The sequence below is a fragment of the Vibrio sp. Of14-4 genome (genome assembly GCF_022347625.1).
GTDB lineage: Bacteria > Pseudomonadota > Gammaproteobacteria > Enterobacterales > Vibrionaceae > Vibrio > Vibrio pristinus.
Window position 1 is genome coordinate 1 of sequence record NZ_JAKRGI010000012.1, and the last position, 21,857, is coordinate 21,857.

28 protein-coding genes and 1 pseudogene are annotated in these 21,857 nt (G+C 40.9%); 22 read left to right on the forward strand and 7 right to left on the reverse strand.

All coding sequences use genetic code 11. The annotated features are described in order from the left end of the window. Positions 1-289 precede the first annotated feature (289 nt). The 11 genes from MHN79_RS12790 (at position 290) to MHN79_RS12860 (ending at position 8,623) form a co-directional block, all read left to right on the forward strand. Positions 290-1,279, forward strand: coding sequence for a hypothetical protein (locus MHN79_RS12790; RefSeq protein WP_239173205.1), 990 nt, complete (start codon positions 290-292; stop codon positions 1,277-1,279). Between the two features lie 373 nt (positions 1,280-1,652). After that, positions 1,653-2,885 (forward strand): hypothetical protein, encoded by a 1,233-nt coding sequence (locus MHN79_RS12800; RefSeq protein WP_239173207.1) that lies wholly within the window; start codon positions 1,653-1,655, stop codon positions 2,883-2,885. 460 nt (positions 2,886-3,345) lie between these two features. Next, a complete protein-coding gene (locus tag MHN79_RS12810) occupies positions 3,346-3,726 on the forward strand; it encodes a hypothetical protein (protein ID WP_239173209.1) in 381 nt (126 codons plus the stop codon). 159 nt (positions 3,727-3,885) lie between these two features. Beyond that, positions 3,886-4,143: a barstar family protein gene (locus MHN79_RS12815; RefSeq protein ID WP_239173210.1), complete on the forward strand. Its 258-nt coding sequence runs from the start codon at positions 3,886-3,888 to the stop codon at positions 4,141-4,143. Positions 4,144-4,275: 132 nt separating this feature from the next. Further along, positions 4,276-4,701, forward strand: a complete 426-nt coding sequence (locus MHN79_RS12820; RefSeq protein ID WP_239173211.1) for a hypothetical protein — start codon at positions 4,276-4,278, stop codon at positions 4,699-4,701. A gap of 118 nt (positions 4,702-4,819) precedes the next feature. Next, complete coding sequence (locus MHN79_RS12825) at positions 4,820-5,311, forward strand: hypothetical protein (protein ID WP_239173212.1); 492 nt, start codon at positions 4,820-4,822, stop codon at positions 5,309-5,311. Between the two features lie 152 nt (positions 5,312-5,463). Further along, positions 5,464-6,468 carry a hypothetical protein gene (locus MHN79_RS12830; RefSeq protein ID WP_239173213.1) on the forward strand — a complete coding sequence of 335 codons (1,005 nt, stop codon included), beginning with the start codon at positions 5,464-5,466 and terminating at the stop codon, positions 6,466-6,468. 102 nt (positions 6,469-6,570) lie between these two features. Beyond that, entirely contained in the window at positions 6,571-6,954 is a 384-nt protein-coding gene (locus MHN79_RS12835; protein WP_239173214.1) for a DUF6678 family protein, read from the forward strand. 142 nt (positions 6,955-7,096) lie between these two features. Further along, the gene (locus tag MHN79_RS12845) at positions 7,097-7,663 is read left to right on the forward strand and encodes a hypothetical protein (protein ID WP_239173216.1); all 567 of its coding nucleotides are present in this window, start codon (positions 7,097-7,099) and stop codon (positions 7,661-7,663) included. 49 nt (positions 7,664-7,712) lie between these two features. Beyond that, positions 7,713-8,189, forward strand: a complete 477-nt coding sequence (locus tag MHN79_RS12850; RefSeq protein WP_239173217.1) for a hypothetical protein — start codon at positions 7,713-7,715, stop codon at positions 8,187-8,189. Positions 8,190-8,296: 107 nt separating this feature from the next. Next, a complete protein-coding gene (locus MHN79_RS12860; protein ID WP_239173218.1) occupies positions 8,297-8,623 on the forward strand; it encodes a GNAT family N-acetyltransferase in 327 nt (108 codons plus the stop codon). A 214-nt stretch (positions 8,624-8,837) separates the two neighbouring features. Here the strand turns inward: MHN79_RS12860 and MHN79_RS12865 are convergent, their stop codons facing one another. Both MHN79_RS12865 and MHN79_RS12870 read right to left on the reverse strand, forming a co-directional pair. Then, complete coding sequence (locus tag MHN79_RS12865; RefSeq protein WP_239173219.1) at positions 8,838-9,116, reverse strand: type II toxin-antitoxin system RelE/ParE family toxin; 279 nt, start codon at positions 9,114-9,116, stop codon at positions 8,838-8,840. Further along, the gene (locus MHN79_RS12870) at positions 9,116-9,397 is read right to left on the reverse strand and encodes a type II toxin-antitoxin system RelB/DinJ family antitoxin (protein WP_239173220.1); all 282 of its coding nucleotides are present in this window, start codon (positions 9,395-9,397) and stop codon (positions 9,116-9,118) included. The genes MHN79_RS12865 and MHN79_RS12870 overlap by 1 nt, the downstream gene beginning before the upstream one ends. A gap of 217 nt (positions 9,398-9,614) precedes the next feature. Here MHN79_RS12870 and MHN79_RS12875 point away from each other — a divergent pair, with 217 nt between their 5' ends. The 6 genes and pseudogenes from MHN79_RS12875 (at position 9,615) to MHN79_RS12895 (ending at position 14,248) form a co-directional block, all read left to right on the forward strand. After that, positions 9,615-10,058 carry a hypothetical protein gene (locus MHN79_RS12875; RefSeq protein WP_239173221.1) on the forward strand — a complete coding sequence of 148 codons (444 nt, stop codon included), beginning with the start codon at positions 9,615-9,617 and terminating at the stop codon, positions 10,056-10,058. Positions 10,059-10,097: 39 nt separating this feature from the next. Then, positions 10,098-10,736, forward strand: a complete 639-nt coding sequence (locus MHN79_RS12880) for an HAD family hydrolase (protein WP_160928140.1) — start codon at positions 10,098-10,100, stop codon at positions 10,734-10,736. A gap of 147 nt (positions 10,737-10,883) precedes the next feature. Beyond that, positions 10,884-11,708, forward strand: a complete 825-nt coding sequence (locus tag MHN79_RS12885) for an alpha/beta hydrolase (RefSeq protein WP_239173222.1) — start codon at positions 10,884-10,886, stop codon at positions 11,706-11,708. A gap of 520 nt (positions 11,709-12,228) precedes the next feature. After that, positions 12,229-12,708, forward strand: a complete 480-nt coding sequence (locus MHN79_RS12890; protein WP_239173223.1) for a hypothetical protein — start codon at positions 12,229-12,231, stop codon at positions 12,706-12,708. Between the two features lie 100 nt (positions 12,709-12,808). Beyond that, positions 12,809-12,958 (forward strand): annotated as a pseudogene (locus MHN79_RS20995) (alpha/beta hydrolase); the annotation flags it as partial. Positions 12,959-13,501: 543 nt separating this feature from the next. After that, positions 13,502-14,248 (forward strand): hypothetical protein, encoded by a 747-nt coding sequence (locus MHN79_RS12895; protein WP_239173224.1) that lies wholly within the window; start codon positions 13,502-13,504, stop codon positions 14,246-14,248. A gap of 426 nt (positions 14,249-14,674) precedes the next feature. Here the strand turns inward: MHN79_RS12895 and MHN79_RS12900 are convergent, their stop codons facing one another. Continuing rightward, positions 14,675-15,130, reverse strand: a complete 456-nt coding sequence (locus MHN79_RS12900) for a cycle-inhibiting factor (protein WP_239173225.1) — start codon at positions 15,128-15,130, stop codon at positions 14,675-14,677. 165 nt (positions 15,131-15,295) lie between these two features. Here MHN79_RS12900 and MHN79_RS12905 point away from each other — a divergent pair, with 165 nt between their 5' ends. The 5 genes from MHN79_RS12905 (at position 15,296) to MHN79_RS12925 (ending at position 17,770) form a co-directional block, all read left to right on the forward strand. After that, positions 15,296-15,661: a hypothetical protein gene (locus MHN79_RS12905; RefSeq protein WP_152431770.1), complete on the forward strand. Its 366-nt coding sequence runs from the start codon at positions 15,296-15,298 to the stop codon at positions 15,659-15,661. A 188-nt stretch (positions 15,662-15,849) separates the two neighbouring features. Beyond that, positions 15,850-16,368, forward strand: a complete 519-nt coding sequence (locus tag MHN79_RS12910) for a glycoside hydrolase family protein (RefSeq protein ID WP_239173226.1) — start codon at positions 15,850-15,852, stop codon at positions 16,366-16,368. A 337-nt stretch (positions 16,369-16,705) separates the two neighbouring features. Further along, positions 16,706-17,092 carry a VOC family protein gene (locus MHN79_RS12915; protein ID WP_239173227.1) on the forward strand — a complete coding sequence of 129 codons (387 nt, stop codon included), beginning with the start codon at positions 16,706-16,708 and terminating at the stop codon, positions 17,090-17,092. A gap of 4 nt (positions 17,093-17,096) precedes the next feature. Then, entirely contained in the window at positions 17,097-17,450 is a 354-nt protein-coding gene (locus MHN79_RS12920) for a tRNA-binding protein (protein ID WP_239173228.1), read from the forward strand. A gap of 44 nt (positions 17,451-17,494) precedes the next feature. Beyond that, entirely contained in the window at positions 17,495-17,770 is a 276-nt protein-coding gene (locus tag MHN79_RS12925; RefSeq protein ID WP_239173229.1) for an antibiotic biosynthesis monooxygenase, read from the forward strand. A gap of 85 nt (positions 17,771-17,855) precedes the next feature. Here MHN79_RS12925 and MHN79_RS12930 read toward each other — a convergent pair whose 3' ends face one another. The 4 genes from MHN79_RS12930 to gnd all read right to left on the reverse strand — a co-directional run bounded on the left by MHN79_RS12930 (position 17,856) and on the right by gnd (position 21,851). After that, positions 17,856-19,103, reverse strand: coding sequence for an HAAAP family serine/threonine permease (locus MHN79_RS12930; protein WP_239173230.1), 1,248 nt, complete (start codon positions 19,101-19,103; stop codon positions 17,856-17,858). A 319-nt stretch (positions 19,104-19,422) separates the two neighbouring features. Next, complete coding sequence (locus MHN79_RS12935) at positions 19,423-19,761, reverse strand: hypothetical protein (protein WP_239173231.1); 339 nt, start codon at positions 19,759-19,761, stop codon at positions 19,423-19,425. Between the two features lie 57 nt (positions 19,762-19,818). Continuing rightward, entirely contained in the window at positions 19,819-20,130 is a 312-nt protein-coding gene (locus MHN79_RS12940; RefSeq protein ID WP_239173232.1) for a hypothetical protein, read from the reverse strand. 272 nt (positions 20,131-20,402) lie between these two features. Then, positions 20,403-21,851, reverse strand: a complete 1,449-nt coding sequence (gene gnd / locus MHN79_RS12945; protein WP_239173233.1) for a decarboxylating NADP(+)-dependent phosphogluconate dehydrogenase — start codon at positions 21,849-21,851, stop codon at positions 20,403-20,405. Between the last annotated feature and the right edge of the window lie 6 nt (positions 21,852-21,857).

Here is a 21,857-nt window from a genome sequence, read left to right on the forward strand (position 1 = left end):
GCCATGGTGATCCCAACCAATGAAGAATACGTGATCGCCAAGCAATCGGTTGAGCTGCTTTAAACGATAAAACAGACAGTCAAAAGCGAGCGTTAGGCTTGTTTTTCGGCAGAGCAATTAGTAGGTTATTGTTAATGGGTAAGTTGATGCCAAAGCTCCGCTGGATAACGTGCCGGCCTGTTGTTAAGAACGTTAGGGCTATGTGCATACAGTCTCGAATAGTACTTACATAAAATCATTGACTTAGCTACTATTACTATTCGGCTAGAATAGGTATTCAGGTATTGAAATGAACGAACAATTTAAGCTTGTTAAGCGAGCTTTTGACAAGTTTGAAAAAAAATTGAAGAAAACTAGTAAAAAAGACTCTCAGTGTATGGTTTCCAATTGTGACGAGAAGGCTATCTTGTCTCACTCACAACAACGAAATGGACAGCTAAAACATATATGCTGTGGAAGCAAAAAGGTCTATGCCTTACGAGATAGTATGGTAAAAAGCTTTGATATGCATAGTGGTGCGATGAACTTTAAATTTGTTGAAACTCCAATTTCAAAAGCGTCTACCTATCCTGGTCTATGTAACCATCACGATACGAAACTCTTTAAGCAGATCGAAAGACAAAAATTAGGTGAGATATCTAGTGAACAAGCGGCATCTTTTTATTACCGTTCAATGAGCTATGAATCATACAGAAAGAAAAGAGAGCTAGAGAGAACTAAGTTTGTATATAACGAAGTAAGAGATGCCTTAAATTATGAACAGGTGTTTGGTTTATATCAAATGTGCAACTGGCATGAAAAAAATTACAACAATTCAGTATTGGTCCAGCTTAGTGAAATTGATGAAGTAATAAAAAGTAAAAACTTTGAAGAAATCGAGTACTTTCAGATAGTTTTGGAAAAAAATGTCGGCGTATCATGTTGTTCTATGGTTAATATGCACCTTGATCTTTACCTTGATTTTCTGGGGCAGTATCCTGATTATATTCCTTCATTTTCTTTTAACTTAGTGCCATTTGAAAATGAAACACATGTAGTGCTCTGTTGGCTGAAGAAAAATAGCTTATTTATGGAAGAAATTATTAAGTACATTAAGTATGACTTAGAGCATTTTTTGAATAAGGTTGTATTTTGTGAATCCGAAGATATCTGTGTCAACCCAGAATTATGGGAAGGTATCGACCCCATAATCAAGAAAGCGATGTATCATAATATGAGTCATACAATGCAAAGAGGCAGCCTTGCTTGGGAAGATGTACCAATAATCATCAAGATATAGCCCTATCAAATGATTTAATAGTGATTCGCAACGCTTGGCATTTTTGCTATGCGTTGCGTTTCTTGTTTAAGGTGTTATGCGGGAGCTTCGGTATTGCGTTGCTCACATCTTAATAGGGGTTAACGTTCAATAATCCAACTAATTCGTTATATTCTAATTTAGTAATGTAGCTGGCAAGCTTTTGTCCAATTTTTATCTAAACCCCCCTCGCTTTATATTACGTTCGAATAGGGGAGCGAAAGCGTCACTTTGAGCGTTTTGCTAGTCAAAATAACTATTTGGTTGGTAAATGCCGCAAAACGCCTTGTTGGGAATGATAAATAACTGAAAATATTGATATGATTCGGCTTATTTTTTATCAAGGCTAACTACCATGCGGTATGAATCTTTCCCATATGCCCCAGAAGAAAGGCAAGAAACCACAAGAGAAAGAGCAGCGCGACAACGTCAAGAGCGCAGAGCGGAATTAACTTATACCGCTAAGGACGAGAAACGTTGGGCAGAAAATAGAGAGCGCGTTCTTGCAGAGCGTGAAAAAGCAGCACGTGTGTTTGAACTTGGCTGGATGCAATCACCCTGTACCCAGTCTCAAGAGGTATTGTGGGCAAGTCTATTTACTGCCGACACCAAAGAAGACCAGAAACAATACATCAAAAGTTGCAATGCTCACCTAAACGAGCCTGTAAGGCAGGGTGAGATTGTGCTGCTTCCTACAACAGAGCCAAAAACAGCAGAAGATAACAAGCTCCTCGATGAGTGGTTAGAGCAAGCCAAGATTGCGAGTAAGGAGTTAGGCAAACTGCTTGATGAAGAAGTCGATACGCTAAACCGCCATTTTGACTTGTTTTCCCATCAACTCGATGAGCGAATTAGGGCTGATGGTTTACCTTCCGACTACTATGCGCAAGTTGCCACAGGTGTGGGTGCGACATCGGCGCTAGTCGAGCAGAATCTGAAAAACATCCAAGGCGTGCTTTTAGAAATTAACGATTTGTATGCCGCTCAAGTAGCGATGGCAAGCAGAACAGGTGGGGTGAACTATGGAACTTTTGTCTCTGAACGTGCGGGCTTGTTTAAAAAGCTTGATGGCTCCTTTGCTATGTTGTCTAAGCGTAGTGTGCAACTTCCTATTTACACCCAAATTAAACGCAACCTGAAGTTGTCGACTAAGTCAGTAATCCACAATGCAGATGAAATTCTAAAGACAGGCTTTGTTAAAGATCTAGGTAAGCGTATCGGCAACATTTGTATAGGTATTTCCGCCGCGAGAGGTCTGGGATACATTGGCTTAATGATCGGTGCAGCCAGTGGCGTCGATAGCATCTATGAAGCTTGTAAGGTCGATGGTACAGGGGACTGTGGCAAGACAACAACTCGTGAAGTTGCTGGTTTTATTGGCGCTTGGGGTGGTGGCACTATTGGGGCCGAACTTGGAAGTGGTGCGGTTTTACTTATTTTAGGTGTTGTTGGGGTAACTTCAGCACCCGTACTCGCGGTTGCTGGAATAAGCTCGTTTGTTGTCGGTGGAGCCATTGGTGGTGTTGTTGGCTCTACTGGTGGTAAATGGTTCGTGGATGAAATGTATGCTTGGGATCCTAATTTATGATTCACACTGTAGCGTTTATTCTATTTTACTACGCAATAGCATGGTCTATTCCTGGTGTTATCATGAGTGCTATGGTTTCTTTGGGTGATCCTCAAAGGATAGTTTTTATAGATCATCAACTTTCTAAAGATGTGGAAAAGCTTCACTGTCACCCTAGGTGTATGATTTCATCAAATATTGCTTGTCGGTTGTTTTGGTTTTGGGTTAGTTATCCTTTTATAAGAAAGAGGGCAACTACAGAATCAATAAAATTTAAAATATTTATGTGGGTGAATGCTTTGGGGATGTGGAGTTATATCCTCTGCCTTGGATTGATTCTGATAAAAAAGATGTTTAGTTGAGCTTGATTGATTCAGTTTGCCTACTGAACATTTGGTGTGTGTTCTGAATCAGCTCCTAGAGCTGATAAGGCTATGTATGACAACGCAATTGATCCGTATGAACGGGGAGAAGAGCTATTGTGAACGAAGTTCTAAAAGATATTGAGACTATCGTTCTTGGGCTATCTTCGGTCTATGCTATTGTTTGGTCGATTCCTGCCGTAATTATGGTTTCTGTCATTTCCTTAGGGGGTTTTAAACATATTATTTATATGGATCAGCAACTTGCTAAAGATCTAAGCAAGTACTACGACGACAAAGGCTACATGCGCCCTAAATATCAATTGTCTTGGGAAATAGGTAGTCGCTGTTTTGACTACTGGGTTAAGTATCCTTTTATTCGCAAGCGTTCAACGACGGATTCAAAGAAATTCAAATTATTTATGTGGGTGAATGCCTTAGGCATATGGAGCTATATCCTCTGCTTTGGATTGATGCTGATAGGAAAGATGTTTAATTAAGCTAGATTGATTCAGTTTACCTACTGAAAATTTGCTGTGTGTCCTGAATTAGTATTGTATTTTTGTTGTTAATAGGTAAATTGATGCCAAAGCTCCCCAAGATAACGAGCCGGCCTGTTATTAAGAATGTTATAGCGCATGGGAATTATGCAGATAGATTTGAGTACAATTAAAACGGAAGAACAGCTGCATGTCCTTTTGTCTTCAGCATTATCTTTCTCTGATTTCTATGGTCACAATTGGGATGCATTTTGGGATTCAATTACAGGTTTAATTGAATTGCCAGCAAATATAGAATTTACGGGTTCTCAGAAGTTTCGCTTAGCCTTGCCAAGTTCGTATCAACAACTTCAAATGTGCTTTACCGACTTAAAAATTGAGTACCCAAATATAAATTGCAATGTGGTTTGGAGCTAATGCGCGATAACAAGTTGCTCAAGTTCACTCACTGCGTTCGTTTGGACAATAAATAGTTAGCTGGCGCTTCGCGCAAGTATAGCCAACCATTTATTACCCTTTAGCAAGGCGTTATGCTTCAGTAGAGTAGTTATGATAGATAATATAGGTTTTTCAGAATGGTTTAGTTTTCATAAGTTTGAGACTCATGAACAGATCGGGTGTCAAGGGACTTATATAATCGGTCAATTTGATGTTCCACCTACAGGTAAACCAAATGAGTTAGAAAAAAATATAGTTTATGTGGGTGAAACTACTCAGAAGCTAAAAGTTAGACTGAGAGCATTTGTTAAATCTGCGTTTGAAAGAAAAGCTGGTCACAGTGGAGGATGGACATTTTCGGATAAGTTTCTTCAAAATACACCTGTAAATGAAATTCCAAGAAATCTGTATATTTCAATTTATTGCCCATCTGGAAATGAGAGTCAAAAGAGAGCGTTAGCGAAGTTTGCAGAACGAAAAGTAATCCTAGATTACTGTTTAGAGTATGGCGAATACCCAGCTTGTAATAAAAATTAAAGTTATAAACATAGCAAGCATTTAAGAGTGATTCGCAACACATGGCAATTTCGTTTCGCTCAAGTATTGCCAAGCGCCGCTTACACCTTAATGTGGCGTTATGTCCTAGGAGTAAATAGTGAAATTTCAGAGAGATAAGGTATCGACTAAAACCTTTTTCAAATTGCTTTCACATATCTACAAAGCATTTTCTTTTAAAATCCTTGGGCAAAGAGAAAAACTAGAGTGGCAGCAGATACTAATCGCAGATTGTTTGAGGATTATTGGTATCAATAATCCAGCCTATTGGTTGGCTACAAAAGTACAGATGACGACTGTAAACGAAAAACATAAATTCTGGGCTTTACATGCTTCTGGTGTTGCACTTCATTACGCAGGTAACTTAGCTGAGGCAAAAAGGGCTTTTATATCAAGCCAAGCATATAGCTGTGATCTTACATTAAGTTTTAGTTTGCAGCATTTAGGTAAATTGAATGTTGAAATAGGCAACTACGATGAAGCTTTAAAACAGTTAAATGGAGCATTGCTTATCCGAAAAGAATTAAAGCAGGAGGACCTAGTTAAATCTACCGAAAGAGCAATTCAGGGACTACGCGAGATCCGAACTTAACAATAAATTTAAGCAGATTAGCAATGCTTGTAATTTTGGGCTTGAATCAGTTTTAGTGTTTACGGCACAATAGATTAGGTTTAGTGGTGGCGTTGCTCACTACTTAATACAGCGTTAAATAGCCCAGATAGTAAGTGTAAGAATTTTAGGTTATGGAAGATAAAATTATTTCAGCAGTTAAAGACTTTGCTAACTCGATAAATTCGGGAGGCAAAGTGGTGGCTGATATATCTCCTCTAATTGATGCGACTTTTCAACTACCTCTTAGTAGCTTTGACTATTGGGAGCGCCTAATTCGATCAGAATTTTCCTTGGCATTAAGAGAATCAACTCCTCCAAAATGGAAAGTCTGGTCCAAATCTAGTGGACTTCTGACTTGGTTAGACTTAATAAGCTGGGATGGTTACAAGCGAGAGAAAACTCTACGCACACTGTCAGGTGCGGCTCCAAATACTTTCTTCTTTTCACTTGCCATTCGTAGGCTTAATGATTGGGTGCCTCAAGTTCGTGAAGCTGCAAGGGATAAGCTTCCTGAAATAGCAAAATCTACCAACCCAGAATTTGTTGTTGAAGCGCTTTGTATCGCCCTATCTAATTGGAATTCATGGGGAAGAATTGAGGATGTTGATAAAGAAGTTCTCTTACAGATAATTTGTGCAGAAAAAGTAGCAGAATCACTAAGGTTAAAGTTAATTACATCGACTTCTGGTCCAATGCCTTCGCTATTTTCCCAACTTGGCCGCACATCTATTCTTGATGAAAGCATTGAAAATATAGCGAGTGAAGCAGCTCAACCAGCGGTTCGAGCTAAAGCTTTCCGTAGCTTATTTGAAGGCAAGGTTGCCTGGATTGAAGGAAGAAAATGGGAATGGACTGATATAAGATATTGCGAAGGTAAGCTAAAGCCGATCATTTCAGAAAGAGAGATAGGTGTTCAATCATCGTTGCTTACATTGCTAAAGCTTTCTTCTGAAGATAGGTCTTCAATTGTAAGGCGTATATCAGCAGAGATCCTGATTCGTAATTTATCAAATATTGGAGGCATTGCTAGGGTTTATGCTGAAAAGTTTGCATCAGATAAATCCCAAGCAGTATCTGAAAGAGGACGGTTTGCTTTAAAAAAACTAGATGAGATGGATCGTGCAAAGGCCACTTAGCAAATAGTTTAAAAGCGGACAAAATTCAGTTGGCTGGTTTCGCTCCGCTTCACATTATAGTCAACCAAATTTTGTCTTTTAACAGAGGCGTTAGGTATACACATGAGTCTTCTGCCAATGGCCAATACAGTGTCCGATGAAAAGTACGTGAAAGAAGCGAAAAGGACCATTGCCGAAAAGCAATTAGTTGGTGCTGCCAACAACACAAAATGGAATGAGCTAATATCAGAAATTCGTGAACTTTCTAACCCACCTTGCTACCGAACTAAGGTGGTTAATGGCTACATCTCGGGTTGGGATAGAGAATGGTATTATCACTTACCACTTCCATTGCTTTGCGTTGAGTGGATTGATATTGATTTGTCTGAAAAGGTTCTAAGTCTTATTAAACGGATCGGCTTTGAATTTGAAGTGACGGAATCATTTGTTAGAGTTTGGGGTTATTTTCCAAAGTGTTACAAAGAATTTGGTGCAAAGTATACCTAACAAGGCCAGTGATTCGCAACGCTTGGCATTTTTGCTCTGCGTTGCGTTTTGTGTTTAAGGTGGAATGCGGGAGCTTCGGTATTGCGTTGCTCACACCTTAACAGGGCGTTAGCACTTAGAGTAAAAGATCCGGAGTTCTATTTTGGAAGATCTGTTAAAAATTCATTACGAAAAACTGAAGAATAATGAGTCATCTCTATGTCCCGCGCTTTGGCTCCGGACTCATGAAGCAAAAAAGCAAATTGAGGATGTATTGCTTTGGGAGAAAGAGGTACCAGTAGTTCTGAGTGGAGAGGTTATTGACAAAGGCCACAAGTTTAGCCTGCTACAGAAATTAAAGCCTTACTGCGAAGAGTTGGGGCAAATAATGGCTCATAAGTCGATTGCAGATCTTTATAGGGTGTCGCCAATACCAAACGGAAAAATGGAAGAAGGTGTGAGAGCTAGAATACTGTTTAGTAACCCAGACATGAAGTGGGAGATTAAAACTCCAGTAGGGAGAATTGATTGTATGAGCTCTGAAGATATTATTGAAATTAAAGCTGCTAGGAGTTGGAAGGCAGGTGTAGGTCAATTAGTAAGCTACGGCTATTTTTATCCTAAGCATAACCTCATTCTGCATTTATATGGTTATTTACCTGATGACTTGTTAAGGGACATTGTAAAAGTGGCAGAAAGAATTGGAATTAGGGTGCAAACAAAGTGCTAACAAAGCGTTACTCACTACTTAACGAAGCGTTATGAGTTTAGGAATAAAAATGTATATCTGGAACATCAAGAGTTTAAAAGAACAGGTTAGATCTGGGCGACTGACTGAAAAAGATAGATTTATATATATGTTCTTAACTCTTATCTTTACTGTATTAGGTATTGAGATTGCGCTAAGAATCCCTATTGAGTCTGGAAACGTGTGGGACGCAATAAGTTCCGTATCTTCTGTCCTGATTCCTATACTGGGTACATTCTTGGCTTATAAAGCAAATGGGGCTGCCAATGGAACTGATTTCCTCGGACGATATTTTAGTATTAGCTTTGTCGTTGCAGTTAGGTTCTTCACTCTATTGATACCGATGTTTGCTTTGTTGTCCGCTTACTATATGTTGGTTATTCCTGAAAACCCTGAGCTGGTCAGTACAGCTTCGGACACTTTGCCTTTTATCGTTTGGCAAGGTTTACTTTATTATCAGGTAGTTAAGCATATAGGTGCCGTAAAACACTCCATACAAGCTGTTTAAGAGTGATTCGCAACGCGTGGCACTTTTACTATGCGTTGGGTTTAGTAATTTAAGGTGGTTTGCGGTAGCATCTGTGTTGTTCAGCACTAAGTGCTTTCAGGAAATTTATGGATATCAGCATAAAAGAAGTTACAAAGGATAACTGGCTAGAAGTCATTCATTTAGAAATCACCAAAGAGCAGGAAGATTATGTTGCCCTCAACTCTGAATCAATCGCCGAGTCTCATTTCTATCCCCATTATGTTAATCGAGCGATTTATCGAGGCGATGAAGTCGTGGGATTTTTACAATATTATCAAGAGCTAGAGGAGGGCTTGCCAGACGAGTTTTATATTGCGCAGTTTATGGTAGACGTAAAATATCAAGGTCAAGGCATTGGAACGATTGCAACCAAATTAGCAATTGAAGAAGTTGAGTGCTATCCCAGAATGTAAAGTCATCACTATCCTATATATGCCAGGCCATCACGTCATGAGAAGATTCTATTCTCGCTTTGGGTTTGTTGTCACCGAAGAAGATGAGCAAGATGGGGTAGTAATGGAACTTAAGGTGAAGTGATTTTGCATCTGCAAGGATACAAAATTAACGTAGCCGCGCTGTGCTATTATGCCGCTATGTCACCGTCCGTTAGTTTCCCAGAGGACGCGACTAATCTGTAGGAAATTTTTGTTTCTGATGGAGTACACGTATAACTCGGATAATGTCGCCTTCTATACAATAGGAAACGATCATCGAAATCTCAGGTATGATAAGTAATCGCCCACGAATACCGTCTCGCTGTACACCCATAAGAGGTTGCTTTAGCAAGTTTTCTACTTTTACTCCAATGAGGTTGTCAGTTTTTTCTGCCGCATCAGAGTTAAAGTCATAGAGAAATTCAAAGATTTTTTCACGATCATTAAGTGACTCTTCTTCCCATAAAATCATTACTTATCTCGATTACGGATTCTGGCTTTGCGTTCTTCCATTTGAGATTTAGCTGTTTGGTGCTCAACGAAAACAGATTCGCCTGCGTCGAACTTCTCAAATGCTAGGTTTACTTGTTCTGTTAGCCATGCATCATGAGATAGTGTTTTTCTTTGTTGTTCAGCGAGTTGTTCAGTAAGTTCACGACAAGCATCACTTAGTGTGCGGCCTTGGCTCTCAGCCATTTGTTGAGCTAGGCGTTTCGTTTCCTCATCAACACGAAATTGAATTCTAGCGTCCATGACGTATTCCTTTGTTGCTGTGTGTACAAATGTTAGCACTAGCCTTTGATATCGGCAACTAACAAGTAGCTTGAGCCTAGACGTATATATGTTTACGCCTCTTAGCTTGACGTAGCACCTTTGGTATTTATCCTGAATTATTGGCATACTTTGGTGATGATTATTTTGCCTTTTAGTTTTCGGTAAAGATATAAATAATATTGTGACTTAGGAAAATATGAGCAATCTAAATAGTAACGTGTTTGATTTTGTAGCCCACGAAATCAAAGTAGATAAACTAATCGCGCAATCGGTTGTTACACCGTATATGTCTAATGCCAAGTGGCGTAAATGTTTTCGTCTGCTCAATGAAGTAGCCCCTGACATACAAGTGATTTGGAAGTTTGTTGGTAGCCAAAATGATGGTGTTAGGGGTTCATTACCAACTAATGAAGCCATAGGAGAAACATATCTTTCCAATCGTTTTTGGTTTGGTCCTACTTATTACAAGGAAATCGAGTGGTTGGACTTTCCAGAACTTGGTAAACCTTACGGTAAAGAGAAGATACCCGTAGCTTGGTTCGAGCAAGATGTAAGCTCTGTCGTAGAGTCATTAAATAAGATTGGGCGTTGGCATATAGTGAAAACAGATTTAGGGTTCAGATTGTATGGATATCAATGAATACAAAGAATTCGTTATAAGTATAAAAAGGAAAATTTAATGAATCATCACGTAATGTTAGATATTGATGGAACGCTACTTCAGTCATATGAAATGGATGAGCAGTGTTTTTTTGATGCTGTGCTAGAGGCTACAGGGCTTGAAATATCAACTGACTGGGGATCTTATCCCTTTGTCACTGATAGAGGTATATTGAAAACATTTATCGAACAACAGAACCTCAAATACTCACTCGCTGAGTTAGAGAGTATTGTTAAGCCTATCTTTATCCATAATATCCGAAAAGCCATTGAAGCTTCACCTGCTAAGGAAGTTCCAGGAGCCAAAAATTTTGTGGCTCACCTATTAAATAGTGATAAGTATGTCGTTTCTATTGCTACAGGAGGCTGGGGAGAAACCGCAAGGATTAAATTGGAATCAGCAGGTTTTGAGGTAGAGAAGTTGTCAATTATGTCTTGTAATGATCACTACTCCCGTATAGAAATTATGGAGTTGGCAAAGTCCCAAATGAATAAAGTTATAGATTATCCAGTGACTTACTTTGGTGATGCCGAATGGGATCTAAAAGCCTGTGAGCAGTTAGCAGTCAACTTGGTCATCGTTGGAGACAGGGTAAAGCATCATCAGCGTATTCAAGACTTTAAATGTTTAGAAAGTGCTCTAAGTTTTGTGATATGAGCTAGCCTGAACGCCTGCCAGTAGGTGTGATAGTAATATGCGATTACCAAGCAGCTGGTTGAGCCTCCTTCATCAATTCCATCTTTCGTTTCGGGCTAAATTGGTTATGATAAACCCTTATTCAGTGGTTAGAAGTGCGAGGGTGATGTGTTAGTAGAAAAATGGCTAGATATCGAGGGCGACCAGCTTTATTGTTTGGCTACTGAGCGCAAAGAATCTCAAGAAACGTTAGTGTTGATTCATGGTTTGGGTGAATCGCATCTCTGTTTTGCGGATGCAGTCGACTGGCTGCCGAATTACAACCTAGTCATGTTTGATCTATGTGGTTACGGCTATTCTCCTGCTTCAGCCATTTCTCATTCAACGGAAACTCAAGCAAAGCGAATATTAAAAGCGCTTGAGCAATTAAAGATTGATGATTGCTTTCTCCTTGGTCACTCTTGGGGAGGCGATACGTCTACCTTGGTTTGCCAACACGATACAAAAGGTATTGTGCGTGGTTTTATTAATGCCGAAGGTGGCGTCCACGCAGAAAATATAATCTTGTCTAAGATAATTGCTGAACAATATTCTCAGTTAAGTCCTGATGAATTTTCTAAGTGGGTGAAAGGTGTCGGTTTTTCACAACGTTTTTCTCTGTCTTGGGGCCACGGGGCGGGTATTAAGTATTTATCGTCTGTTCGGCGCTGTGACCCCGTTGTTTTAGGTAATACCGCGAGTGAAATTTATGTTCAGCACGCCACTCAAGATGCGCGGGGTGTTGTTCGTTGGGGACAAATCTATGAAAGCTTGCCGATACCTAAAGTTTACTTTTGGGGTACACAAAGTTTAAGTGGTTGTGAACACGCTGAAAGATTCATTTCGACATTAAATAATGTTTCGTTCGAAGGAGCCAATCATTGGGTTCAAAATGAACCGTCTAAGTTTTACCAAGAGGTGGATAAATTCATCACTGAGGTTGCCAAAATATAATCTGCATTTAAGAAGCTTTTTCTAGTCAGGCAGAAGCATCACTTATTTTTTCAAAGTACAAAGCGAGCGAACTAGCTCGCTTTATTAGCAACTATCCCCATTTAAACGAATGCCTAAAGCTGCTGTTTCACAGCAGGGCTTTCACTCCCACTTTTCAAAACCTGCCCTTTACCGACTAATTGGTTATTTACGCCAAGTCAGTATGCAAAAACAGACCTAAAGTAAACTCATAGCAAGATAAAACAGGTACTCAAGGGAGGTAAAGTTGATTAAGACGCAGCATAACTAAACATGAGTCGATTTACCTAAATTTGTAATCTTGCGCCAAATTGAATCGGCAGTAAACACTGTAATTAGTACGGCTTTGTTAGGCGTTAATGAATATGCTAGCTAGTTAAACAGCCATCAATGTTAATGAGATAGTTGAGGCAAAACCCATGGGGGGCTTTTCTGGGATGTCATAGGTGATAAGAGGAAGCTTGTAACGAGCGATAGAATCCAGTTTAAAAAGGTTTGAGATATGTATGAACAAGTAAAGAAGATTAGAAGAAACAGTTATCAGTTAAATTCATCAGGTAATAATTTTGGAGTAAAAACAGTTGGTAACAAGATAAAAAAAATGGATAGTCAAACAATAGGACAAAGGAAAATAATAGATACTTTGGATATAGAAATGTATAGACAAGGTCACAATGGCCAGGCTCCAACTTACACTATCACCCAGAATGAGGTGCAAGGAGGAGATGACGTAGTCATTGTAGGAGGGGGGTATTATACACCCGATGAAATAATTCATATTGCTAATGTGAATCCTAATATGAAATTAAGAGGAGTATATCTAAATGGAAATGGAATTAGGGACATAATTAGAAATCAAATGAACCAAACACAGGTCCAAGAATTCAATAACGCTTTGCTAGGGCCGCATCCTGAGGATGACGTGGCTGCTTTTTTCGCCGCACTCGATGCTAGAGGGCCATTGATTATAGAAGATAATTAACAATAAAAATCGTTTTATACAGGTGTTATTCCTATGCTAGAAAATGAAATCTTATTTAGAAAATAATTAAAGTAATTAAAGGGACAGGCACCCTAAGGAACGGAGTTTAAGTGGTTGTGAACGCGCTGAAAAATTCATTTCGACATGGAATAATGTTTCGTTCGAAGGAGCCAATCATTGGGTTCAAAATGAACCGTCTAAGTTTTACCAAGAAGTGGATAAATTCATCACTGAGGTTGCCCAAAAATAACCCGTTTTCAAGGTACTTTTTCTAGTCAGGCAGAAGCATCAACTTATTCTTTCAAAGTGCAAAGCGAGCGAACTAGCTCGCTTTATTAGTAATTATCCCCATATAACCGAATGCCTAAAGCTGCTGATTTACAGCAGGGCTTTCACTCCCACTTTTCAAAACCTGCCCTTTACCGACTACTTGGTTATTTACGCCAAGTCAGTATGCAAAAACAGACCTAAAGTAAACTCATAGCAAGATAAAACAGGTACTCAACACGAGTCGATTTACCTAAGTTTGTAATCTAGCGTCAAATTGAATCGGCAGTAAACGCTGCAATTAGTACGGCTTTGCTATGCGTTAATAACTATTTCAGCCAGTCTACCGCAAGGTTTTAACAGTGCGCTTGGGCGTGAGGTTAGATGGCTGTTGGGGTGGTATGGAGGGGATGAGTTTACTGTTGGGTAAGGTGGGGTAGACACCCTAATAGGCCTTAAAAGCCAAATAGGCAGTTAAAGAGGTATCTATGTTAATGAAAAAATCTAATTTAAAGAGGTTTGAGATATGTATGCACATGTAGAGAAACCAAAAGAGAATAAAAGAAGATCGGTTGCTAATTCAGTTGCTCATAAAGGGTACAATATTGTAGGCGGTAATAACATCACGTGCGAATATCCTCAAAATTCAACACACGAGAGATTCGCACTGCCCGCTTATATTAAAACGCATCTAGAGAACAGACGGGAGATGAGGTGGGAAGCGGTAAACGGGGGCGGAGGGGTATCAGGGCTTGAGGGTAAAGGGGTATTAGAAACAAATACGGAAACACCGATACAGAGGGCCGTGATAGCATCGGTTGGGAAAACTACGTATGAAAGTGGGGGAGATAAACATGCCGAAGAGCGGTTATTCAAGGGGGGTAAATACGCGACCGGCGACCTTACGATATCAATGAATGCTTGGCCGTGCATCGGTGAGGGATTCCATAACTGCCACAAACTATTTAAAGAGAAATCTAAAGGACGGACAATAACGGTGAAAGTAACGGGTGACAAAGCGGGGTATGCCGCCTGCTATGGGCTCGTGCCCGGGAGCACTGGCACGATCGTATATGAAGACGGCGGCTGGACCATTCAGGGCAAAAACGCTATACCCATGGAAGCCGATGAACCAGAAGACGTACCCTACAGTGCGTACACGACTGGGGAGTTATCCAATGACTCAAAAGAAAAAGTAGAGAGGGGGCTAAAAGCAGGAAGGTATCCACCCGAAGACGACAAAAACGGACCTAAGAAACGGAATCAACGCTAGGTCAACCTACAAAAAGATTGGACAAATATACGAGGGGCATCAATGCAAAGAGGAATGCACATGCAGGAATAGAGAGACCTTTCGATAAGTAACAAACCAATCGATTACACCTAAAAAGTAGGGGACTCTTGAAACAGAAAAGTGGGCTTTTCTAGGCTAGTGGTGTGAACTAAAGTCAGCGTATGACAAGAAGGATCACGCATAACAACCGCACCTAGCCAACCAATTAGCCTAGAAGCCACTGCCTATTTGCGTATCGTTTATCCTGTTATCCTAATTGCATGAGGCGCTGATTTCTTTATGGCCATGATGCCATTACCCCAAAATGACTATCAACACTAAATAAGGGGTAGAAAAGATCTAGCCTAGGGTTAATCTGACAGGCATCGAGTTGAAAAAGTGGGTGCCTGTCAGATCAGGTCTGAATTAGTACAGATTACTCTCTATCATATCCATATTCAGCTTTACATTACTAGGATCATACGCATCCATGGAAAATTTTATTTCCTCTCCGAATTTTGTTTGTTTCTCTGAATGAATAGCATTTGGGTCGGAGTTTATATCAAAGACATCGGCGATGAGTTGTTGATTACATACCCCAGCTCTAAATTCATCAATAGCATCAATTAAACGGTCAAGGGCTATCGCTTGCTTGCCTTTCACGCTCATCCAGTCCGACAAACTTAACTCGCTTGTTACACCAAGACCTGCATCTGATTGATAAAGGTAAATCCTTGTATTCTCTTTTGATTGAGCGGGAATATCGACGGTATAAGCATGCCCCATATTAGGATCGTTTATCATTAAAATATAATTTTTTGAGGAGTCTCTATTTTCAACTTGCTTTAAAAGTTCCTCCTTTCCGGTAAAAGGAAGTTCCACTTTGGCTCTGCCTGTAGTCACTGTATCTAAAAAAAGTCTGATTATATTTTTGCCTTATAGACCTTACTGTAACGTTGTGAGTCATGTTCAAAATGGTAGCCATTGTAATAAAAGCCCGTTAAAGTCCCATCAGGTATTCCCCTGATTAGTAATGTGGTATTTAAAGTGTATATTCGTTTTGTCGTTGGCTCTGATGGGCAAAGCCCAAGGGAGATGCACGGGCCTTTTACCGAAGTTGAGTATCTTCGAGAGCAAGGGCTATTGGCACCTTATGAGGAAGATATCGTTTCAGACATATTCGCCAAATTCAATCAAGAGTTACCCTGCCCACCTTGGTCATCGAGTCATTGGCCAGACGATGCCATTTCTTGGTTCAAGGTGACTGCACAGTACTTTGTGTCTGAGATGTATAATTTAGTGGCGCTTTTAAACGAACATGGAATTCAAGTTCGAGTTTTAAAGTGTGACAAGTTATTCAAAATATTTTACGAAGATGAATTTCAAGTCGTTGCCTTGGACAAAAGGTTTTAGTGTGAATGGCACATCAAGATGTTTGAAGGACTTTTGCATCTCTATAAACCTATTTGATTAATCGACAAGAGAACTCCATAGAACCCACCAAGTATTCATCTGCTCGCGCTCTACACTGAGCAATTCAAGCATTCGATAATGTTTGTGGTTAGGAACTCAATTTAATCAATTCTCAGAGAGGTGGCTTTATGTCAACGACTAATCCTAATTTTGATGTTTTACGTGCATATATTGCGGGCAACGAAGGTTACAGAACCAATGTCTATACAGACACCCAAGGAAATAAAACCGTGGGTATAGGGTTTAACCTCCAGCAATCTGGAGCCCAGAAGCAAATTGAAAACCTAGGAGTGAACTATCAGCAATTATGTTCTGGGCAAGTCGTGTTAACGAATGGGCAAGTCGATAGCTTGTTCGAGGATAGTGTGAATAACGCTATTCAAGGAGCGCAAGCCACGGTCAGTAATTTCTCTAGGTTAGTCCCTGCACGGCAAATTGTAGTGGTGGATATGGTATTCAATTTGGGCGAATCGAAGTTTTCCGGTTTTCACCAGATGATAGCGGCGTTAGAGGCGAACAATTGGGATGAAGCGGCGACACAAATGTTAAACTCTTTATGGTATGACCAAGTAGGAGAGCGTGGGCAACGTGATGTTGGCAGCATGAAGCTCGGGGCATTATTACCTATGGCGAATAACTTATCGTAGGAGTAAGGCGGAGCACAACATGGGGAGTATCAGATCAAGAAAGCTTGGTCTGTTTTACTCATTGAGTGCTCTAATCTACCAAATTCAGCTCTCTTAATTGGCCAATAACGGAGTTTAATTGACCGTTTCAAGAGAGTTTTACATGACCAATGACAGTGCTGTTCTCTACAAGCAGACCTTCTCCCTGCCCCAATATTAACCATGTATGAATATAGATAGGCTGTATTAAGAGCAGTAGAAGGATAAAAACCTTGGCTTCTTATCACTTTTATCGCTAGACATTATGTACCTAATATTGCACAGTATTTTTAACTTCATAGCTAAAAAAGGAATAGCAATGTTCAGTCACGTTATGGTCGGCGCAAATGATATTAATCAATCCAAGACTTTTTATGATGCTGTGATGGCCGTTCTTGGATATTCAGAAGGTGTGATGGATGACAAAGGCCGCTGCCTTTATGTAACAAAAGATGGTGTGTTGGGTATTACTAACCCAATTGATGGTGAGCCAGCAACTCATGGCAATGGAATGACAATCGGGCTTAAAGTCAGCAGCCCTGACTTGGTGGAGGCATGGCATGCCGCTGGTCTAGAAAATGGCGGCACAGCGTGTGAAGCACCTCCTGGTATACGTGAAAGCCGAGGGAGGACATTGTATTTGGCTTACTTGCGAGACCCTGCTGGCAATAAGCTTTGCGCCACTCATATTGTTTCGTCGAGTTAAATGTATGGAACATGCTCCAATAAAACCGCTGATTAGTTTTGATGATTTTGCGAAAGTAGATATTAGGGTTGGCCTTATTCGTGAAGTCACTGAGGTGGCTAAGTCTGATAAATTGATGAAGCTTACAGTGGACTTTGGCGATCATACCCGCTCTATTCTCGCTGGTATTAAACAAGAACGTGATAACCCAAAGGATATTGAGGGTAAGCAAGCATTGTTTGTGGTGAATTTGCCGGAGAGGAAAATGGCTGGTGAAGTCTCGCAAGGTATGTTGTTCGACATTGGTTATGAAGACAAACTCTTGCCGTGTTTAGCTTGTCCAGAAATGCCTATGCCCAATGGCGCCAGAGCTGGATAAACTGCCAAGTTTGTTTCAACGTACTGACATGTTTTGGATAATTTATGTCAAAAGTTGTTTTAAAGGGCTTTATTTTGGTCCCTGAATCAGAATTAGGCTTGGTTAAGAGTGAGCTCACCAACCATAAACGTCTAACGTTAGAAGAGGAAGGGTGCATCACTTTTCAGGTGACTGAAAACCCGCAAAATCCGCTGCGTTTTGATGTTTATGAAGAGTTTATTAATAGGGCCGCTTTTGACTATCACCAAGAACGAGTCAAAGCTTCCCGCTGGGGAATGATAACCACTAATGTTCAGCGCCACTATCAAGTATTTGAATGACTCTTACGAAGTTCGCCGATTAAAAAAAAAGGACTGAAAACTAACAGTCCTTTTTTCGTTGTGTTCTTCAGATTGAAAGTCAGAACTATTGCACTAGCTTAAACACTAATGCACTTACCGCGACGGCTCCGGTCGCAAGTACAAAGAAAGTCGAGAGCTTGCCTTTATACATGTGCAAACTTTTTACTTTGTAGACGGCGATCATTGGCATGATAAATAAAATCATCGCAATAATTGGACCTGATAGCGCCTCCATCATACCCAAGATGCTCGGGTTGATAATCGATACCGCCCAGATACTTAAGAAGAGTGCAAGGATACAAATAGCATGCGCCTGACGATGAGAAAGCGGCGTGCTTTTGGTCAGCATACCAATCAGGCTTTCACGTGCTCCCAAGAAGTGGCCGATGAAAGAAGAGGTGATAGCAATGAACGCAACAATAGGGCCAAGTGTTGCGATAAATGGGTTATCTGTGGCATTGGCTAGGTAAGAAAGTACGGATACGTTCTGAGTCTTAGCTTCCACCAATTGCTCTGGGGAAAGAGTCAGTACACAAGAGCCTACAAATAGCATCACAAACACAATCAGCATTAGGTTCGTGCGGCGAACGATCACTTCTGATTTCGGTGTGGCTTCTTCATCGCCATAATGTCTGCGCTGAGCATTAGCAAACGAAGACAGAGCGGCAACATGGCTAAATGAGAAGATCACGACGGGAGTGGCTAGCCATAGAGTGCTGCTTAAATCGGATATTGCCGGCATAACAAGTTCTGGCACATGCCAGCTAGGGATCAGGTAGACAGATAAAAACAGCAAAATAGCGACCAGTGGATAGACCATGATTGAGAATGTCCGCAGCATGGCTTTTTCACCTGCGAGCATGATGGCGATCAATCCAGCTACTAAAACACCAGATAGCCAAGCTCTCGGCATAGAGGCCATATCTGCTTGGTTAACCATAAAACTATCGACTGTATTGGTAAGACCAACACCATAAATCAGCAGAACAGGGAAAATTGAGAGGAAGTAAAGAAGAGAAATACCTTGTCCGGCAGCTGGACCAAAATGTTCAACAACGACGTCAGTAAAGTCGGCATCGGTTCGGCGAGAAGAGAGAATAAAGCGAGTAAATCCTCTGTGTGCCAAGTAAGTCATCGGATAAGCAAGTATGGCCATTATAATGAGTGGGACTATGCCACCTATGCCTAAGTTGATGGGCAAAAATAGGATGCCTGCACCGACGGCGGTGCCAAATAGGCTTAAGACCCATTGAGTATCGTAGGATGTCCACGGGCTTGCTTTCGCTGTTAACGTATTTTGAGTATCACTCACTTGTGCGTTACCTCTGTCTGTCATGGAAACGCAAGGCTATATATTTTGTAAATAATTATCACGATATTTATACGTTATGGTGATCCAACTCACGAAGTAAAGTGTTAAAAAGAGGTGTCTGAATGTTTGTTAACCAGTTGTTTATTTTAATATTAAACAAATTCAATTAAATGATTAGAGTAATATTCGGCCTAACTGGCAAAAAGAAATGTTTAAGACTCAGGCAATACAAAGCCGTTGTGCCGCTTGATTTGGCATGTTTGCATCAAGTAGTAACCAGCTACAGAAACGAGCAGCCGATTTAGGCCGTAATCTTTTATCAGCTTTTTTGCATAAGTTTTTTAAACATGGATGATTGGCGAATAAACTGAGCGTATATTTGCTGCCTATACTCCAATTGTTGCTCGTCATTGAGTTGGCTGTAGTGTTCAAGTGCTCGCTCTGCAGATGGAGCATCGGGAATGGTTGTAAAGGCGCTCAATGCTGTCACTACCGATTGTGCTTCGACCGACTCTAGAGAGAACGAAATTTGTTTCGCTTTTTGAATTAACGCTTGGAGAATAACCTCCCTTTCTGCCTGCTCTATTTTTGATATGAGCTCGTTTTTGGTGCTCTTGAGTCCGGCTTGTTCGAGCCTGGTCATTAGTTCATTATTCATTTTTTTATCGAGTAATTAGTGGGTTTAGGCTAATGGCTTGGTTTATATAGTGTCTTGTTAAACCAATAATAAAGGTTGAGGAAGAGCAAAGTCTGGTGTAGAAATTATCGTTTCCAACACCTCTTTAGTGATAACAGGTTTATTTTCTACTATTGGAAAGGTAAGGGTTTGGTCGCCCTTCAGTGTGACTTGGTAATGCGTTTCTACCGTACGAATATGACCGGATTGTTTTATGTTGGCAACAAGAACCTTTACATCATTTATTGAAAGGAAGTGACCCTTATAGTAGAGCTCTACATCGCTGATCATGCATATCTCGCCCAGCATTGGTAGGAGTCCATCTAAGTCCTCAAGTTCGATTGTTACCATTTTTACACCCGTCTCTTACAGTATTTTTCGTTGCACAAGTCCTTGTATTTGTTTTCGTTAGGGCGCGGAGGTTATATTAGGTTGAGAATGATCGATAATAAACTAACGTGAACTTTTATGATCTGTAATCAAATCATAATATTAATGGCGTGTTTTCGATAGATGAGCAGGAGGTGCCTTTTAAAGCAAAGGGTCGATTGATAAGCTTTTATCTGGGTAAAGTTCAATAGAAAAACAGCCAGTTATATGACTGGCTGTTTTGAGATGCTTAATTAGACGTCGTAAGTGGTTGACGCTGTATCACCGCCAGTTCCCGTCCAGTTAGTGTGGAAGAACTCACCGCGCTGGCGATCAATGCGCTCATAGGTATGAGCGCCAAAGTAGTCACGCTGCGCCTGAAGTAAGTTCGCAGGCAGACGAGCAGTGGTATAACCATCGAGGAAAGTCAGGGCAGACGTTGTACATGGCATAGGGATACCAGCTTCAAGAGACTTGGCAGCAACTTTACGCCAAGCGGTGAGGCTGTTTTGTAGAATGCCTTTGAAGTAATCGTCAGAGCCCAGGAATGCAAGCTCAGGATTTTTCTCGAATGCATCGCGAATATTACCCAGGAATGCAGAACGAATGATACAGCCACCACGCCACATTAGGGCTACGTTACCGTAGTTCAAATCCCAGCCGTTTTCATTGGATGCTTCGCGCATTAACATGAAGCCTTGCGCGTAAGAGATGATCTTAGAAGCAAGCAGTGCTTGGCGAAGTGCATCAACCCATTCTTGCTTATCACCTTGAACCGGTTCAATAGTTTTACCAAACAGCTCCTCTGCTTTTACGCGTTGGTCTTTCAGTGCCGACAGGCAGCGAGAGAATACTGACTCAGAGATAAGAGTGAGTGGGATACCAAGATCAAGCGCGTTGATACCCGTCCATTTGCCCGTGCCTTTTTGACCTGCAGTGTCGAGGATCTTCTCAACTAGAGCTTCACCATCTTCATCTTTGTAGCCGAGAATATCTGCGGTAATTTCAACTAAGTAGCTGTCGAGCTCAGTCTTATTCCAGTCGGCAAATACTGCTTGCATTTCATCAGCAGACATACCTAAACCATCTTTCATAAACTGATAAGCTTCGGTGATCAGCTGCATGTCGCCGTATTCAATGCCGTTGTGAACCATTTTAACGAAGTGACCAGCACCATCGTTACCGACCCAATCACAGCATGGCTCGCCTGCATCTGTTTTTGCAGAGATTCCTTGGAAGATAGGTTTTACTGCTTCCCAAGCTTCTGGTGTGCCGCCTGGCATGATAGAAGGTCCAAAACGAGCGCCTTCTTCACCGCCTGATACACCCGTTCCGATAAAATGAATACCTTTCTCACGAAGTGCTGCAACACGACGGTTGGTATCTGGGTAGTTGGTGTTACCACCATCGATGATGATGTCACCTTTATCTAGTAGTGGAACCAGTGCTTCAATAAACTTATCTACGACGTCACCGGCTCGTACCATAAGCATAACTTTACGTGGTGCTTCTAATTTTTCGACCAACTCCTCAAGGGAATATGCGCCGACGATGTTGGTGCCTTTTGCTGGACCTTGAAGGAACTCATCTACTTTTGCAGCAGTACGGTTATGCGCCACCACTTTAAAGCCATGGTCATTCATATTTAGGATAAGGTTTTGGCCCATTACCGCTAGACCAATAACACCGATATCACCTTTCATTATTTC